Consider the following 17,570-nt stretch of genomic DNA (forward strand, 5'->3'; position numbering starts at 1 on the left):
CTTACCCGTTGTTTCCTTTGGCCGTGACGATCGAGCGCAGTCGCCACCGGCCATGATTTTTCATTTCTTTTTATTGAGACTTGAGCAGGGTGGCAACTCGCGTGAGGTGGATGCAGACCATTGTTTTTGCGCACGATATCCCGGCGCGCGGAACGGGACGGGCCACCACGAGGTCCGCTGCTACTAGGCGGGTCGCGGACGTGAAGGAGAGGCGATACCGGCGAGCAGGACCGCGAGGATTCCGGTGAGGAATATTCCATCGAATGTCCCGGCGCCGCCGATCGAGGCGATTGGCGCGCCGATGCCGCCGATCTTATCGAGATTGAGCAGATCAGCGCTGATCAATGTCCCCATTGAGCCGCCGATGTAGGCGAGCGGCGGTGCGTATTCGCGAGATAGGATGAAAGCAAGGATTGCCGTGGCCACGACCGGCGCGAAAACCGGGACGGCAATGCCAATTCCGGGCACGGGCGTCGCCATCGCATGAATCACCAGAGCAATGGCAACCGTGGCCAGCGTCGCCTTGAGCCAGAGCTGATACCGAATGACGAGGTAGGTGGACATCAATGTCGGGATAACCGCACCGCCGACATTCACGGCAAGAACCGTGCCCGGCCATGAGACAACCATAGGTACGACATAGCGCATGCCAAAGAATTCAACGATCTGCCCGGATGTCACGGGCAGTCCGGGCAGGACCGTGATCGGGATGTTGAAATAGCTGCCGATCAGCGAGCCGAACAGCAGGAACAGGGCAGCCCCCGGCCCAACACCCAGCCGCATATACGCATATCTGAGTACGCGAAGCTGGATCAGGATGATCAGCCCCGCAAACAGGAGGATCAGGATCGAAAACAACCCTGGGGTCAGCGGCAGATAGTGCATCCCGGAATCCATGATTTTGGTTCAGCCTGGAATGGTTCTCGCGCTTCCGATCATCTGTTCAGCTATTGGTCTTCCACCGCGTGGCAAGGGTGTGACGTGCATTTCTGCGCATTCCAGTGGCGCTGTTCTGGGCCGATTATGGTTCGATCATGGTGGCATGAAGTATATAGCGATCCGGCCCCGACGTCAGCGCATCGAACGGCCAGCAAGTCGATAGCACCAGTTCGTATCCACCCTTCAGGGGATCGATTCCCGAGGCGTCGAAGCGCACCACGGAGGTGGCATCGGCCCGATAACGGAACTTGCTGCCATCGCTTCGCGTAATGTCGATCTCGTCGCCGATGGCGACATCTCTGAGGAAAGAGAAATGCGTATCGCGGTGCGCGGAGTAGACGGCGACACCGCGCTCGCCGGCATCGGGCGTCCGTTCGAGATGACCGGGACCGAAGGCTAGCGCTTGGCCGCTGCTTCCGGCCAGCACGATGGTGCTGGCATGGATCCGCTTCACCTCGATGCGCGCGACCGGCCAGGTGTCCGCCCATGACCACGGTTTTGTCGGGTGGCCGGTAGCGATGGTTTCGCTGAAGGCTCGCTCGAGCAGAATTTGCGCCAGCCGCGCCTTGGCGTGGATATAGGCGCCCTGGCCGAACAGGATGAGGCCGCCGAGTACGAGCAGGAGAGGAGCGGCGAAGCGGCGCATTTGTCATTTCCGTCATTGCGAGGAGCGTCAGCGACGAAGCAATCCATTCTCTCCTGTCGCGGCGAGATGGATTGCTGCGCTTCGCTCGCAACGACGGTACTTGAAAAAGTCGCACGCGCGGCCCTGGGGGACGGGTTGGCCGCGCGCGCTTTCAAGGAGGAGGTTGGGGCGCCTCCTCCGTCTGGCGGCGTCAGCGCACGAACATCTGACGCCGGTTGAACACGAACAGGATCAGGCTGAGCGCGAGCAGGATCGAACCCGCGATCATCCTCAGCTCCGAGTCGGTCGCCGTCTTCGGCAGCTTGATGGTGGTGTCCGGCATCGGCGCGGCCACGGGCAGCGGACGCTTCGAGGCCGCGACCTGAACTTTGCCGTCGCCGGCATCGGCACGCCTCTCCCTGGGCACGACCGGCAATTGCGGGCGCTCGCCGAACACTTTTGCGAAATCCCAACCCGCGGGCAGGTTGATCGGCAACTCGCTGACCTTGAGCGGTTCGCCATCGGGACGGCTCGGCGTCTTGTCGACCGCGACCAGGCTGGTCAGCCGGGTGACGAGTTGATGCTCCAGCGCCAGCGCCAGAATGGTCTTGTCGGCGTCTTCAGGTGCAGCTTGCCGCGTGGTACGCGCCACTTCGGCATCGCTGATCTTGCGGCGCGCCCACAGCTTTGACAGGCCCTTGCCTTCCGCCGCATTCGCAAGTGGAAGGGTCACGACCCAGGGACGATCGCCGATGCGGCCCTTGATCTCGACCGAGCCCGCGAGCTTGTCGAGTTTGGCGGCCAGAACCAGCGGCTCGTCGCGATAGAGGTCGGGGATCGCAGCCGGCGTGATGTCGGCTGAGGCACCTGAGAATTTTGCGGTGAGACCGGTCACCGCCGGATTCTCCAGCTTGGCAAACAGGGAGCGCATCCGCTCCTCGACCTGTTCGACCGAGCCGATATGGGTGAAGGCGCCGCGGCCGAGTTCGGCGGCGCGCGTCATCAGATAGGTGTTCGGCGCCGAACCGATGCCGACCATGAACACGCGCGAGCGGCCGCGCATCGCCGTGATGGTTTCGAACAATTGCTGCTCGTTGCCGATCGCGCCGTCGGTCAGGAACACGACCTGGCGGACATTGTTGGCGTCGTCGCTGGAATCATCGGTCAGCGCCGCGCGCATCGCCGGCACCATTTCGGTGCCGCCATTGGCTTCCAGCGCGCTGACGAACGCGGTGGCCCTGCCGAGATGTCCGGCGTCGGCCGGCACTGACGCCGAGAACAGCGCGTCCATGGTGTGATCGAAACGGATCACGTTGAAGCGGTCGCTGGGCTGCAGGCGACCGAGCGCGTAGATCAGGCTCGCCTTGGCCTGCGCGATCGAGGTGCCGCCCATCGAGCCGGAATTGTCGATGACGAAGATCACCTCGCGCGGCAGCGGCTTTTTTTCGGTCTGTTCGACCGAGGGCGGCGTCACGAAGGCCAGCAGATAGTCGGCATTGCCGACATGCTCGCGGAATAGTCCGACCGACGGCGCCTTTTCGGCCGCCGGTTTCCAGGTCAGCTCGAAATCGCGATCCGCCGGCACCGGGCCTTCGGCGAGCCTGATGATGCGCGTGTTGCCGTCGGGGCTTTCGGTCTTGATCGCGTGATGGTGACTCTTCACTTCGCCAAGGGGGAAGCCGGCCTGCAGGCGCACCGTGATGCTGGTCGGGTTGACCGGTGCGTTCTGTGCAGGGTCGAGCACTGGCGGCGAGATGCGGTCGCGATCAGGAACGGAATCGGATTTGGTCGCGCCCCAGCCGCCGCCGTCGGGCCGGAAGTCGACGCTCTGCACCACGGGTGCGGGATTGTAGCGCGGGCCGACCACCATCGGCACCCGCAACGAGAACTCGTTGCCGGATTGCTGAACCGGCTCCTGATATTCGATCTGCACCAGCACGGTCTCGCCGGGGCCGATATTGGCGACCGAATTGGTAAAGATGTTCGGCCGTTCCTGTTCGGTCAGCGCCGCCTTCTGTCCGTTCCGCGCCGCCTGCTCATAGATGACGCGGGCCTGCTGCCGCTCCTTGATGTCGCCGACCACGACGCGATCGCCGACCACCATCTTCAGCGTATCCACCGCGCCGCCCGAGGGCAGCGGGTAGACGTAAATGGCCTCGACCCAGTTCTGGGTAGGGTTCCGGAAAATCTGGGTGACGCGGGCGCGGATGGTCGGGCCGGATACGGTGAGGTCGACATCGATGCCAAGCCGCGTTGCGTCGGCATAGCCGTCGTCGGTTTTCATGAGCAGCGAGCCGGACCGCGCCTCGGCGGGCCGGAGCACGGCGGCCTGCGGATTTTCCCCCGACCAAACCGGCTCAAAACTCAAGAATAATGCCGCAAACCCGACCGCGAGTGCGGCGACGCCTTCCACCACGAAGAACAGCAATATTCGTATCTTGCGCGACAGGCCCGCGCGCCTGCCGGTCTGGATTTCAGCGCAAATCGTCATTTTTCGTCACTCCCGAGCGAATGTTTCGCTGCCGGGAAGTGTTGGGGAACGCGTGTTTTGGCGCGAGCAGAATGATCGGCATTGTTCAGCCGCGCTCCGGCGAGGCGCGCCCTGGCCGCGACGGGATTGTGCGGCTTTGTGCGCAATTGTCCGTCTGATAGAATGGCCGGGACAAAGCAGGGGTGACGATGCCGACGCCGGACACGCAGCTTTCCGCCGAGCAAAGCCGGCAGGTGGCCGAGACCATACGCGAGGAAATCGCGCGCCGCCGCATCTCCCGGCAAGCGCTGGCCGAACAGGCCAAGCTCAGCCTTTCGACGCTGGAAAAGGTGCTCGGCGGCCGCCGCCCGTTCACGCTGGCGACCACCGTGCGGCTCGAGCAGGCGCTGGGCGTATCCTTGCGCAAGACGCCGGACCTTCCGGTAGCTGCACCGCCCGCCAACGGCGACGTCGCGCCGGACGGGCTGGGAGCCTATTCGCGCCGCGCGGTCGGCTGGATCGAGGGGACCTATGTGACGATACGGCCGTCGTTCGGCGACAAGGAAGCGATCTTCGCCTACCGCACCGAGATTGCCTGGGATGCCGCGGCGTCGTCGCTCGTGTTCCACGAGAGCGAGCGGCAGGATGCGGCCTACACCCAATACGGTGAAGTGGCGGTGCCCAATCAATCGGGCCACATCTATCTCGTCACCAACCGCCACGGTCAGCATCGCCTGATCACGGTGGCGCGCCCGACCATTTCGGGCGAGATGTACGGCATCATCACGACGCTGTTGGCGGGCCGCGGCTCGCTGTTGACGCCGATCGCAGCCCCGATCGCGTATCTGCCGATCAAGATGGTTTCTGGTCCAACCCTCGGCCGCATTTCACCAAACGATGCCAATTACGCGGCTTATCGCCAGCATTTGCGCCGTACCATCGACGAGCCGTTTGCCATGTTTTTACCCGGCTAGAAGCGATCTCTGCTACAGGGCTTGTATTTCCTGTGAAAGGGTCTATATGAGCCCCATTCGAATTACCGCTCTGCCTTGTTGACCGCGCCGAAACCGGCTCCTTTCCCCAAGACATCGTTAAAAATCGGATCGAACCCGCGCGGAGGTCGTGCGGGCAAAGCGCATCTGCGCATCTTGGAGATAGTTACATGGCTACCGGAACAGTTAAGTGGTTTAACGCGACCAAAGGCTTCGGCTTCATTCAGCCCGACGACGGCGGAAATGACGTTTTCGTTCACATCAGCGCCGTCGAACGCGCTGGTCTGAGCTCGCTCAATGAGGGCCAGAAGCTCTCGTTCGAAGCGAAGACCGACTCTATGCGCGGCAAGACCAGCGCCGAGAACCTTCGCGTGAGCTAAAATCGTCGATTTGGGATTTCCACGGATGTACTGGAATCCTCTGATCGGCTTTTGAATATCAAGGCCCGCTGGTGATGAACCAGCGGGCTTTTTGTTTGTGATGCATCTGAAATCATCAGCCCAAAGGAGGCCGGAAATGACTGAACGGCTGGACACCCTGAAAAAGGCGCGGGATCGAATGGTGGAAGAGCGCGATGCGCATGCCAAGGTGCTTGCTGCGCCGTTCGACCGCGACAAGGCGGAGCGCGCGCGCAACAAATTCGTCGAGACGCAGGGGTTGATCGATTCGATCGACCGCGCGATCAGCGGCGAACTGGCGATTGCTTCACTGCTGCCGGCGTAGCACAGGCGCCGATATCTAACGTTCGACATCGGCGCTTCTTGGCGGAGCTGCTTTCCCAGTCGGGCTTCATCCTTCGAGACGCGGCTTTCGCCGCTCCTCAGGATGAGGTCTGAAATCCTCATGGTGAGGAGCGCGGCAACGCCGCGCGTCTCGAACCATGAAGCCGGGTGACACAAAGCCCTTCCATCCAAGCGGAATGCGCTCTAACCGCCCGTCTCGGCGCTGATGATGTCGCCGAACAATTCCCACTGGCCGTTCTTGAACCGCATCATCTTGAGCTGTTCGATCGGAGCGAAGTCATTGGCTGACGTGTTGACCTTGATGCCGGGGATCAGCGTATCCGGCGCAAAATCCTTCAGGCTGGCGGCCTGCTTCATGACGTTTTCCCGGGTCAGATTATCGCCGGACTGTTTCAGCACCTGCGCCATGGTCTGCGCCGCGGCGTAGCCATAGACCAGATTGGCGTCGGAGATGTTGGCGCCCGGCATGTACTTGTCGACGAACGCCATGAACTTCTTCATGCCTTCATCGTCCTTCCACTGCGGATCGGAGGCGTCCTTGAGGTAGCCGGCCGACAGCACGCCTTCGGACGCGTCGAGACCGGCCGGCTTCATCACCGCGCCGATCGAAATCGAAACGTCGGTCATGATGTGCATCGGCTTCCATTCCAGCTCCGAGATCTTCTTGATCGCTTGGGCTGCGAATTTCGGCGTCGAGATGTTGACGAACACGTCGGCGCCGGTGCCCTTCAGCTTGACGATGTGGGAATCGATCGAGGGCTCGGTGGTCTCGTAGCTCTCTTCCGCGATCAGGATCGAGGAGGCCTTGTCGCCGAACACTTCCTTCAGGCCGGCGACGTAATCCTTGCCGAAATCGTCATTGGCATAGAACACCGCGACCTTTGCGTCGGGCTTGTTCTTCAGGATGTATTTCGCAAAGATCCGGGCTTCGACGCGGTAGCTCGGCTGGAAGCCCATGGTCCAGGGAAAATCCTTCGGATCGTTCCACTTGCTGGCGCCGGTGGCGAGGAACAGCTGCGGCACCTTCTTGGCATTATGATATTTCTGAACCGCGGTCTGGGTCGGCGTGCCCAGCGCGTTGAACACCAGAAACACCTCGTCACTCTCGATCAGCTTGCGGATCTGCTCGACCGTCTTCGGCGGGCTGTAGCCGTCGTCGTAGGAGATCCAGTTGATCTTGCGGCCGTTGATGCCGCCGGCATCGTTGACCATCTTGAAATAGGCTTCCTCGGTCTTGCCGATGACGCCGTAGGCGGAAGCAGGTCCCGAATAGGCCTCGACATTGCCGATCTTGATTTCGGTGTCGGAGGCGCCGGTGTCGTATTTCTTCTGCGCCAGGGACTGGGTGGAGAGCAGGGAGAGGGCTGCAGCGGCGGCAAGCAGCGACAATTTCTTGTTGTTCATGAAAGCGTATTCCTCGGTTTCTTTTGGTTGGGGACAGTTTTAAAAAAATCGTAACCGGTCCCGGCAGGCGGTTACGAGGCAGCGGCGGTGCTATCGGTGGCTTTCGGCGTGCTGAACGTCTTTCGTAAAGTCGGTTTGTGAATCTTCCCGGTCGCGTTGCGCGGCAGCGTGTCGACGAATTCAATCAGGCGCGGGCATTTGAACCGCGCCAGATTGGCGGCACAATGCGCATGAATTTCCTCAGGAGCAAGCGTATGGCCGGGCTTGACCGCCACGATCGCCATGCCGACTTCGCCCCATTGCTCGTTGGGGATGCCGATGACGGCGGCTTCGGCGATGGCCGGTAGCTGATGCAGCACGCTCTCGACCTCGGCCGGATAGACGTTCTCGCCGCCGGAGATGTACATGTCCTTCCAGCGGTCGACGATGGTGTAAAACCCTTCCTCGTCGATCCGCGTGGCATCGCCGGTGTGTAGCCAGCCGTCGGTGAAGGAGGACGCGTTGGCGTCCGGCCTGTTCCAATAGCCCGGCGTGACGTTCGGCCCCTTGACCCAGAGTTCGCCGAGCTCGCCGACAGCGGCGTCTGACCCGTCGGGGCGAACGATCCGCACTTCCGTATGCAGCACCGGCTTGCCGGAGGAGCCGGCCTTGCGAACGGCATCCTCACGGTCGAGCGTCAGCACCGCCGGCGAGGTCTCGGTCATGCCGTAGCCCTGCTGCAGCGCGACGCCGCGTTGTTCCCAGGTCTTGAGCAGCGGCACCGGCATCGGGGCGCCGCCGACGCCGCCGATCACCAGCCGGCTGAAATCGGAGGTCGCAAAAGCGGGGTGCTGCGCCATGAACTGGTAGATCGCGGGCACGCCGAAGAACACGTTGATGCCCTGCGCGGGATCGCTGATCAATTGCAGCGCCGCGCCCGGATCGAACGCGCGCATGATCAGCACCGTGCCGCCGGCATGCAGCACCGGATTGGTGTAGCAATTCAGCCCGCCGGTGTGGAACAGCGGCAGCACGGTCAGCAGCACGGACGACGGCGAGATGTAGGCGGGGCCGCCGAGATTGACGCAATTCCAGAACGTCATGCCGTGGGTGATGATCGCGCCCTTCGGCTGGCCGGTGGTGCCCGAGGTGTACATGATAGTCGAGATGTCATCGAGCGTGACGTCGCAGGCCTTATCGAGCGGTTGTGCCGATGCGATCGCCGCTTCATAGGAACCGCCGGGCCCGAGCAGCAGCACCGAGGAAACATTGCAGAGTTTTGCGACCGTCAGCGCGACCTCGGCCAGATCGCCGTCGTGGATCATCACCCTCGGCGACGAATCGCCGACGATGAACTGCAACTCGGGCACAGTGAGGCGGGTGTTCAGCGGCAGGAACACCGCGCCGATCCGGCCGCAGGCGAACTGCACTTCCAGTGTATCGGTGGTGTTCAGCGCCAGCACCGCGACCCGGTCGCCGCGCACGACCTCAACGCGGACTGCCGCAAGCCGGTCAAGCAGCGGCAGAAAATTTACGACGCCGAATGCTCGGGCCTGTATGTCAGCCTGAGCCCGACAGCACCGCCGTCCTTCTCGCTGAAGTACACGAGCCAGAGCGGCGTGCGGCTCACCCATTGGCTCGGCATCTATCAGCAGGGCGGCGATGGCATCGAGGCGCGCGACGTTCGATATTGGCGCGCTGAAGCAATGAAGCTGAAGGGCAGGATCGGCTGCGGCGAGGATATCGCGGCGACCGCTCGGCGAGCGGAGCAGCTGCAGGCCAAGCAAGGCATCACCGTTGATGCGCTGATCGACATGCGGATCGCGTGGGTCAGCGAGCTGGTGCCGAAGGGCCGCGACAAGGATGGCATCAAGCTGAAGATGGGGCCGCGCCGAAAGGATTGGGAAAACATGGCCAGCCATCTGGAGCGCTTCGTCCGCCCGCGCCTCGGCAGGATGATCGCCAGCGAAGTCACCAAGCATGACATTGCGCAGCTGCAGGCGGATATCCTCGCGGGCACGCTGATCATCAGGAAGGGCAAGACCAGCAAGGCGGGATCGATCTCCAGCGCCCGCCATATGCGCAAGGCGGTCTCGGGGCTGTTCAGCTGGGCGGCTGAAGCGGGCCGCGATTATGTCAGCGCCAGCCCTTGCGTGAATCTGCCGCCGCTCGACAAGGAGCCGCCGCGCACGCGCAAGCTGAGCCCCGACGAGATCAGGGTGCTCTGGCATGGGCTCGACCGGCCCCACATCACCATCGAGCGCCGCATCCGCTTGGCCATCAAGTTCGCGCTGGTGAGCATGCTGCGCTCGGTCGAGATGCTGCATATCCACCGCGATGAACTGGGGCGCGGTGGCTTGAACAGCGCGCTGCCGCTGGTCGTGATCCCCGAGGAGCGCGTCAAGGCGGCCCGCGAGATACATCAGCCGCTTTCCGATCTGGCGGTCGAGATCGCAAAAGAGGCGATGGGCAATTATCCTTGGCTGTTCATGGGCCGCTTCGGCGATGCGCCGCTCGCTCGCAACGCGATGGCGAACGCGCTGCGCGGCACGTGCCGGATCAGGAACGGAAAGCGGATCACAAGAACCATCGGCCTTTGCGAGCAACTCGGGCTGAAGCCGTTCACGCCGCACGATCTGCGCCGCACCGCCGCCAGCCTGCTGGGCGGCCTCAAGGTGCCGCGCTCGATCATCTCGCTCTGCCTCGACCACACCATCAAGAGCGATGACCATGGCGCGGTCTCGGCGATCACCGGCAAGCATTACGATCAGGACCTGCGCATCGGCGAGAAGCGTGAGGCCCTGCAGCGGCTGGCCGATGAGATCAGGCACATCATCGAACGGAAGGAGGACGGCAAATGGGGATTGGCAGCATGACTGAAACAAAATTCAGAGAGCAGGCCAAGACTCTGCTCACGCGCATTGCCGCGCCAGCGATGCTCGGCGGCCACCCAATCAGCAAGCTGCAGGCAGTGGCGGCGAGCGCACCCGACGATGGTGGCTTCAAGGACCGCATCATCTACATGCTCCTGAACGACGACTGTTCGCTGGGCCGGTTGGGCGAGGGCAAGTCGGATCGACCGCTGATGTCGATGGCGGCCTATCTGATCAATACAACCCCGCAATTCATTGAGCCGCTCAGAGAGCGGAGAGGCAAGAAAGTTTGGCCGATGACGCAATCTCTGATCGAGATGATCAGGGTCAACGGCGGGCGCATGTCCTATGTCGTCCTTGCCGATGATCTATCGAAGCAACAGGCCCAAGCCGGTGAGCAGGCGTTGTTCGCCCTGATGGGTTTGCGCAAGCATGGTGGCTGGCTGATCAACGAAACTCGCCGCTGAAGGCGGGAGGAGATGCGGCATGAGTCAGGTCTATGCGTCGCTCGACAGCGCCGCGAAATGCGGTCGCTGCACCCATACCATCAAGCAGATGATCGATGAAGCCGACTCACAATCCAGCGGTTGTGAGAGCCGAGAGTAAGGTCACACCAAGTTCGTAATCCCGAATAGGTCTCTGCCAATGCAGGTATCAGATATACTCTTGCTATGCTCGAAAGAGTGCGCGCGCTTCTCCAGTGAACCGCAACGACACACTTGCTGCCACGCTAGTTGAATTATCCACACGTCTGCTAACTGTCGCCGCTAGTCGACAACGTGATATCCGCCATCAATGTAAATCGTATCACCAGTAATCAGCCGGGCCGCGTCGTGAGCCAGGAACGCCGTTGCCGCACCGACGTCTTCGATGGTCACGAGGCTGCGCGCGGGAGCCTTGGCCTTGGCCTTTTCCAGCAATTTGTCAAACTCGGGTATGCCAGAAGCAGCTCGTGTCGCAAGCGGTCCTGGCGAGATGGCGTGTACGCGAATCCCTTTTGGACCAAGCTCGGCAGATACGTATTTGACCGCGCTTTCTAAGGCGGCCTTCGCTACGCCCATAATGTTGTAGTTCTTCACCACCGTTTGGCTTCCATAATAAGTCATGGTGAACAGCGTGCCTCCCTTCTTCATCAAAGGCTCGGCAAGTTTGGCCATCCGAAGGAATGTCCAACATGAGACCTGCATGGTGGTCGAAAAGCCTTCCAAAGACACGTCGACAACCCGACCATGCAGCGCATCCTGTGGAGCGAATGCAATCGAATGCACGACGAAGTCCAGCTTGCCCCACTCCTTTGATATCTTATCGAATACGGCCTCCATTTGCCCGGGGACACGGACATCGAGCGGCATCACGATCGAGGACTCCAGCACTTGAGCCAAAGGGGCTACATGCTTCTTGGCTTTGTCGTTCAGATAGGTCACGGCCAGATCGGCGCCGAAGGCGCGGAAAGCGGCGGCACATCCCCAGGCTATCGATTGCTCGTTCGCGATGCCGACAACTAGACCCTTCTTTCCCTCCAGCAACTTCGCCTTGACCGCTGGTATGAGACGGGCCTTGCCTTTTGTCGAGCCGCCCATCGGCTCGCCGCGTGCGTAGCGTTCTGCGGCGTCTTTCAAGAGGGCGAACGCCTGACGACGGTCTTTCGCTTCCGCAGTCCTGGCGACCTCCCGATCATTGACCTTCAACTGGCCTTCGCCCCAGGGAGCCACGCTAATCTCGAAGCGATCTTTCCCGAGTGTCGTGAAGAACTGCTGGATGGTCGCGCCTTTCCCAACGGGCATGTCCTTGTTGGGCTCCCAATCGACTTTCGCAAGCGGCATAACGATCTTCCTGTGCGGGTTGTTAAGTCCTGTAGGAACTACTTTTCGTCCGGATACGACGCGCCGAACGCTGCCCGATAAATCGCCCAGTAGAAGGCGCCGACAAAGCCGGCACCCCCAACGATGTTGCCTAGAGTTACCGGTACGAGATTGTGGACGATCCCAGACATGGTGATAGGCGAGGCGTCAAAATTTGCCGGAACGTGGCCCGTCTGGATCAGCAGCCATGCCAACGGCAGGAAATACATGTTGGCGACGCAGTGCTCGAATCCGGCCGCTATGAAGGCTGAGACCGGCAATATGACCGCAACCATCTTGTCGGTGACCGACCGGCCCGCATAGGCCAGCCAGACTGCCGCGCACACGAGCACGTTGCACAGAATGCCCTTGAAGAACAGCGTCACCATGTCGGGACGGATCTTGCCGGCTGCCGTATTCAACACAGACAATCCGATGCGGCCATCATTCATATCGAGATGATGCGAAAAAAAGACGAGAACAACGAGCCCAAGCGATCCAAACAAGTTGCCGAACCAGACGATGGTCCAGTTGCGCAGCATCGTGCGCGTTGACACCGTTCCGCTTGCCCAGGCCATCACGATCAAGTTGTTGCCCGTAAACAGTTCGGCGCCTCCAACAAGGACGAGTGCCAATCCGAGAGTGAAAACAACTCCGCCGACAACGCGTGTCGTGGCGAAGCTGAGCGCCGCGTCACTGGCAACGATTGTATAGTAGAGCGCGCCGAAGCCGACACCGCCGCCTGCCACGGTCGCCAGCATGAAGGAGGCCAGAAAGGGCAGATTGGCCTTCTTCACTCCGACCTTTTCGACAGCCTGCTTGATCTCGGCAGGACTGTACGCCTGCAAATTGAAGATGGGCGGTTGTGGCGCGGGTGCTGTCGGTTCAGCCATTCCTGTTGCCCTCGCTCACGGTCAGTTCGACGCCCCTACCCGCCTGCGCCGCCCGTGGCCAGAAGTCCGACGATCTGCGCGGCAATCACCTTCACCAGCGTCATCGACGGGAAGATCATGGCGTAGCCGATATCGGGTCGGTCGGTCGGCGCCATCTTGGTCGAATAAACCAGGATGGCGGGATTTCCGGTGGCCCCAGACGCGACGCCGACCAGGTCGTCATAGGGAATCTTCATGACGTAGTGGCCGACCACCAGAACGACAAACACGGTCGTCAGCAGCACGGCCACGCCGATGAACAGCATCGTGAAACCCGATTCAGCCACAGTGCGGACGAACGGCTGCCCGGCGTTGACACCTACGGTGGCCAGGAACAACGCCAGGCCGAAGTTCCGGAGAACGATGTTCGCCGGCAACGGCATCGTCCAAAGCAGAGGACCCGTACGACGAAGCTTGCCAAAAATGAGCGCGACGATCAGCGGCCCTCCCCCGATGCCGAGGGTGACGATTCCAACGCCCGGGATTGGAATCGGAATAAGCCCGAGCAGGACGCCCAGCACCATCCCGAGCCCGAGCGATACATAACTGAACTCGGCTGCTGCCTTCACCGTGTCGCCGAAGTGACGTCGGATCTCTTCCTTTCGGTCAGGTGGCGTCAACACGCCGACCCGGTCTCCGAACTCCAGCATCAGGTCGGGTGACGGCACCAGGTCGGCATCGTAACGGCGAACGTGCAGCAGATGTGTCGGATAACCCGATGGCATCGGAAGACTGGCAAGCGGTATGCCGACCACGCTGGCCTTTCCGACAAAGACGCGGATGTAGTCGAGATCGGCGCGATCGCTCGCCAGCCTGCCCGGCTCGAGTTTCCCGAGTTGTGCGGCCGCCTCGGCGATTGCTTCTTCGCGCTCGGAGATGACCAGCAACGCGTCGCCGACGGACACGACCGTATCGCCTGTCGGAACGAAATTTTTCCCGCCCTTGCGAATCATGGTCACCTGGACGTCGCTCAGCACTCCCCCGGTTAGATCGTCGAGTTTCCGGCCGGAAAAGCCTTCGCCTATCGAGATTTCGCCCATGTGGAAGCGCTGTACTTTGGCGGGGAATTTGGGCTTCACGATGCGTGTCATGAAATAGATGCAGAGGATCGGGCCGAGAACCCCAAACGGGTAGGCGATGGAATAGCCGATCGACGGATCCTTGTTCTTCATGACTTCAAGCGCCGCTTGCAGCGACGCCGTGCTCGTCATCGATCCCGCGTAGAGACCAAGCGTGTGGCCGATCTTGATGCCGAAGACGCGTCCCAGTCCGAGCGCAACCAGCAGGCCGGCGAGACAGGCGACCAGCGCCAGCAGATTGTATTTCTGGCCGCTGCCAAGGATGCCTTCGAAAAATTGGCGGCCATACAGGATGCCGATGCCGTACAGGAACATGATCAGCCCGGTCAGGCCGATGGGTCCGATGATCTGGGCCTTCGGCGCGAATGCGCCGATCGCAAGGGCGACGAACAGTACCGCGCCGACCCCGAGCGAAAACCCGGCTACGCTGATCTGGCCGACCAGGTAGCCCAGTCCGATCGCGAGAAACGCCGTCAGGATCGGCTGGCTGCCGATGATGTCGCGTGCAAGATCCAACATGTGTCTTAACTCCCCCGGATCGGCCGGTCATCTGTTTGAATCAGCGTGCCTGGCACCCTGCGGCACGAAATTGTTCGATCACCCGGTTCACCAGATCGCGGCTCGGCGGCTGGGTGTTTTCGAGCTTGTATTCAAGGCCCATCGCCTTCCACTTGAACGAACCCATCTGGTGGAATGGCTGCACCTCTACCCATTGGACGTTCTTCATGGGCGCGACAAATCGTGCAATGCCATCAACATTCGCGGGGTCGTCGGTCTCGCCAGGCACTAGCGTGAAGCGAACCCAAACGGGCTTCGACAACGACGCCAGACGCTCGGCGAAGCGAAGCGTGGGTGCGATATCGCGTTCGGTGGTTCGCCGGTAGGTTTCCGGATCCGAGCTTTTGATATCGAGCAAGACGAGGTCGACCTCGGACAGGAAGCTTTCGTCGGCGCGGTCGCCCAGAAATCCGGACGTCTGTATCGCCGTGTGCAGGCCCATGCGCCTGGCGCCGGCGAGGATCCGCTTGGTGAAAGCCAGCTGCACCATCGGCTCGCCGCCCGTGATCGTCAGCCCGCCACCGAGCGCCTGGATGGAAGTCGCGAAATCGGCAATGCGGCGGAGCACATGGTCGACCGAGACATAGGTGCCGTCCTTGAGGTGCCAGGTGTCCGGGTTGTGGCAATAGGTACAGCGCAGCAGGCAGCCCGAAAGAAACAGCACGAGGCGCAGACCGGGACCGTCGTAACGCGACGACGTTTCGTAGGAATGGCAATAGCCGAACGAGCCGACCTCGTCCTTGATCGTGCTTTCATCGGGCGCGTCGGGCGAAATCCCGACCCGGAGGTCGTAACGACTTCCGGGCTCCAGTGCCTGCACCGTCGACATTGTGCACCTCGATCAAATCTGGCCGTGGAAGGTACGGCTGATCACGTCTCGCTGCTGCTCCGGCGTCAGCCGGACGAAGTTCACCGCGTAACCCGAGACCCGGATCGTGAGCTGCGGGTATTTGTCCGGGTTCTTGATCGCGTCCTCGAGCGTCTCCTTGTCGATCACGTTCAGGTTCATGTGGAAGCCGCCGCGATCGAAATAGACGTCGAAGGCCTTGACCGCCTCATCCAGCAACTGGCTGTCCGACAGGTGGGTTTTCTGCGGCGCGACGGAGACGGTGTAGCTGATGCCGTCCAGCGAATCCTTGTACGGAAGCTTCGCGACCGACAGGCAGGAGGCCAGCCAGCCATGGCTGTCGCGCCCATGCATCGGGTTGGCGCCCGGCCCGAACGGCTCGCCCTTGCGCCGTCCGTCCGGCGTATTTCCGGTGGCCTTGCCGTAGACGACATTGGACGTGATCGTCAGCACGCTCTGGGTGTGCGTCGCGTTCCGGTAGGTCGGATGCTTGCGGATCTTGTCCATGAAGCTCGTAACCAGGCTGGAGGCGATCTGATCGACCCGATCGTCGTTGTTGCCAAACTGCGGCGTCGATTGGTTGCCTTCGTTCTGATAGTCGACAATCAGGTCCGTGGCGTCGCGCGTGACGCGCATCTTCCCGTACTTGATCGCGCTCAGACTGTCGGCAACGACTGAAAGACCCGCGATCCCGAATGCCATCGTTCGCAGGATGTCGCGGTCGTGCAGCGCCATTTCGAGGCGCTCGTAGAAATACTTGTCGTGCATGTAATGAATACAGTTCATGGCATGCACATAGGTTTTGGCCAGCCATTCCATCGTGGTGTCGAATTTGGCCATGACGTCGTCATAGTCGAGGAAGTCGCCGACAACAGGCATTGTTCGCGGCGCGACCTGATCGCCGGAGACCTCGTCGCGGCCGCCATTGATAGCGTAAAGCAGAGCCTTGGCGAAATTGACACGAGCGCCGAAGAACTGCATCTGCTTGCCCAGCCGCATCGCCGAGACGCAGCAGGCGATGCCGTAGTCGTCGCCCCAGAACGGCCGCATCAGATCGTCGTTCTCGTATTGCAGCGAAGACGTGTCACGGCTGACCTTGACGCAGTAGCGCTTGAACGGCGCGGGCATATGGCTCGACCAGAGCACCGTGATGTTCGGCTCCGGCGCCGGCCCCAGATTGTAGAGCGTATGCAGCATCCGGTAGCTGCTCTTCGTCACGAGAGCGCGCCCGTCGAGATCCATGCCGCCGACACACTCGGTCGCCCAATAGGGGTCGCCGCTGAACAGCGCGTCGTAGTCTGGCGTCCGAAGGAAGCGCACGATGCGCAGCTTTTGCACCAGCTGGTCCCACAGTTCCTGGGCGCGCGCCTCGTCCAGAGCACCAGCCTTCAGGTCACGCTCGATGTAGATGTCGAGGAAGCTCGAGATGCGGCCGATCGACATCGCCGCACCGTTGGCTTCCTTGATGGCGCCGAGATAAGCGAAATAGGTCCACTGGAACGCCTCCTGGGCATTCGTGGCCGGCTTCGAAATATCGCGATCATAGAACTTCGCCATCGACGCCAGATCCTCGAGTGCGCGGATCTGCTCGGACAGCTCTTCGCGTGTCCGAATGATCTCGTCGGTCGGCCACATGTCGTCGATCTGCGCTCGTTCGGCGCGCTTTACTTCGATGAGGCGATCGACTCCGTAGAGCGCCACGCGGCGATAGTCGCCGATGATGCGGCCGCGGCCGTAGGCATCCGGAAGTCCGGTAATGATGCCGGACCGGCGGCAATTCATGATCTCCGGCGTATAGGCGTCGAAGACGCCGTCATTGTGCGACCTGCGGTACTTGGTGAAGGTCTCGTGCACCGCCGGATCCGGTTCGAAACCGGCGGCTTTGATGCCTGCCTCGACCATTCTCAAACCGCCGAACGGAAAGATGGCACGCTTGAACGGCTGGTCGGTCTGAAGTCCTACGATGATCTCATTGTCACGGTCGATGTAACCTGCCTTGTGGGCCAGCAGGGTGGAAGGCGTCTTGGTATCGACCGCCAGAACACCCTTTTTCCTTTCGTCCGCGAAGTATGGCTGTAGTTTCGCCCAAACGGCCTTCGTGCGCTGCGATGCGCTGGTCAGGAAGTCCTCGTTGCCGGCATAAGGCGTAACATTCCTGACGATGAAATCGCGAACGCTAATGGAAGTGCGCCAATCGCCCGGCCGAAAACCTCTCCAGCAATCTCCGGCATCGCCTTCTTTCCTAAGAGCCGCGCTCGCTTTCATGGACGCCTCCATCGCAATTATGC

General features: G+C 61.4%; 15 protein-coding genes. 5 read left to right on the top strand and 10 right to left on the bottom strand.

The window, feature by feature from the left end:
• Window positions 1-183: 183 nt before the first annotated feature.
• The 3 genes from V1289_RS23460 to V1289_RS23470 all read right to left on the bottom strand — a co-directional run bounded on the left by V1289_RS23460 (window position 184) and on the right by V1289_RS23470 (window position 4,055).
• On the bottom strand, window positions 184-897 hold the full coding sequence (locus tag V1289_RS23460) for a DUF1614 domain-containing protein (RefSeq protein WP_334399193.1): 714 nt from the start codon (window positions 895-897) through the stop codon (window positions 184-186).
• Window positions 898-1,021: 124 nt separating this feature from the next.
• On the bottom strand, window positions 1,022-1,585 hold the full coding sequence (locus V1289_RS23465) for a class GN sortase (protein WP_334399195.1): 564 nt from the start codon (window positions 1,583-1,585) through the stop codon (window positions 1,022-1,024).
• 190 nt (window positions 1,586-1,775) lie between these two features.
• A complete protein-coding gene (locus V1289_RS23470) occupies window positions 1,776-4,055 on the bottom strand; it encodes a marine proteobacterial sortase target protein (RefSeq protein ID WP_334399197.1) in 2,280 nt (759 codons plus the stop codon).
• A gap of 188 nt (window positions 4,056-4,243) precedes the next feature.
• On the opposite strand from V1289_RS23470, the gene V1289_RS23475 reads away from it, so the two are divergent.
• The 3 genes from V1289_RS23475 to V1289_RS23485 all read left to right on the top strand — a co-directional run bounded on the left by V1289_RS23475 (window position 4,244) and on the right by V1289_RS23485 (window position 5,749).
• Window positions 4,244-5,008, top strand: a complete 765-nt coding sequence (locus V1289_RS23475; RefSeq protein WP_334399199.1) for a helix-turn-helix domain-containing protein — start codon at window positions 4,244-4,246, stop codon at window positions 5,006-5,008.
• A 188-nt stretch (window positions 5,009-5,196) separates the two neighbouring features.
• A complete protein-coding gene (locus tag V1289_RS23480; RefSeq protein WP_074271649.1) occupies window positions 5,197-5,406 on the top strand; it encodes a cold-shock protein in 210 nt (69 codons plus the stop codon).
• Window positions 5,407-5,542: 136 nt separating this feature from the next.
• Window positions 5,543-5,749 (top strand): hypothetical protein, encoded by a 207-nt coding sequence (locus V1289_RS23485; protein WP_309181313.1) that lies wholly within the window; start codon window positions 5,543-5,545, stop codon window positions 5,747-5,749.
• A gap of 203 nt (window positions 5,750-5,952) precedes the next feature.
• Here the strand turns inward: V1289_RS23485 and V1289_RS23490 are convergent, their stop codons facing one another.
• Complete coding sequence (locus tag V1289_RS23490) at window positions 5,953-7,173, bottom strand: ABC transporter substrate-binding protein (protein ID WP_334399202.1); 1,221 nt, start codon at window positions 7,171-7,173, stop codon at window positions 5,953-5,955.
• 71 nt (window positions 7,174-7,244) lie between these two features.
• Entirely contained in the window at window positions 7,245-8,786 is a 1,542-nt protein-coding gene (locus V1289_RS23495) for an acyl-CoA synthetase (protein ID WP_442896063.1), read from the bottom strand.
• On the opposite strand from V1289_RS23495, the gene V1289_RS23500 reads away from it, so the two are divergent.
• Both V1289_RS23500 and V1289_RS23505 read left to right on the top strand, forming a co-directional pair.
• On the top strand, window positions 8,772-10,028 hold the full coding sequence (locus tag V1289_RS23500) for a tyrosine-type recombinase/integrase (protein ID WP_334399206.1): 1,257 nt from the start codon (window positions 8,772-8,774) through the stop codon (window positions 10,026-10,028). The genes V1289_RS23495 and V1289_RS23500 overlap by 15 nt on opposite strands.
• A complete protein-coding gene (locus V1289_RS23505) occupies window positions 10,025-10,492 on the top strand; it encodes a hypothetical protein (RefSeq protein WP_334399208.1) in 468 nt (155 codons plus the stop codon). Before V1289_RS23500 ends, V1289_RS23505 begins: the two co-directional genes overlap by 4 nt.
• Before the next feature lie 300 nt (window positions 10,493-10,792).
• Here the strand turns inward: V1289_RS23505 and fabI are convergent, their stop codons facing one another.
• The 5 genes from fabI to pflB all read right to left on the bottom strand — a co-directional run bounded on the left by fabI (window position 10,793) and on the right by pflB (window position 17,547).
• Window positions 10,793-11,605, bottom strand: a complete 813-nt coding sequence (gene fabI, locus V1289_RS23510) for an enoyl-ACP reductase FabI (protein WP_334407628.1) — start codon at window positions 11,603-11,605, stop codon at window positions 10,793-10,795.
• A gap of 281 nt (window positions 11,606-11,886) precedes the next feature.
• Window positions 11,887-12,759 carry a formate/nitrite transporter family protein gene (locus tag V1289_RS23515; protein ID WP_334399210.1) on the bottom strand — a complete coding sequence of 291 codons (873 nt, stop codon included), beginning with the start codon at window positions 12,757-12,759 and terminating at the stop codon, window positions 11,887-11,889.
• A gap of 35 nt (window positions 12,760-12,794) precedes the next feature.
• Complete coding sequence (locus V1289_RS23520; protein WP_334399212.1) at window positions 12,795-14,396, bottom strand: aspartate:alanine exchanger family transporter; 1,602 nt, start codon at window positions 14,394-14,396, stop codon at window positions 12,795-12,797.
• Window positions 14,397-14,436: 40 nt separating this feature from the next.
• Window positions 14,437-15,264: a pyruvate formate-lyase-activating protein gene (gene pflA / locus V1289_RS23525; protein WP_334399214.1), complete on the bottom strand. Its 828-nt coding sequence runs from the start codon at window positions 15,262-15,264 to the stop codon at window positions 14,437-14,439.
• Window positions 15,265-15,276: 12 nt separating this feature from the next.
• Complete coding sequence (gene pflB / locus V1289_RS23530) at window positions 15,277-17,547, bottom strand: formate C-acetyltransferase (RefSeq protein ID WP_334399216.1); 2,271 nt, start codon at window positions 17,545-17,547, stop codon at window positions 15,277-15,279.
• Between the last annotated feature and the right edge of the window lie 23 nt (window positions 17,548-17,570).

Origin of the sequence: Bradyrhizobium sp. AZCC 2289 (assembly GCF_036924615.1) — a bacterium.
Lineage (GTDB): Bacteria > Pseudomonadota > Alphaproteobacteria > Rhizobiales > Xanthobacteraceae > Bradyrhizobium.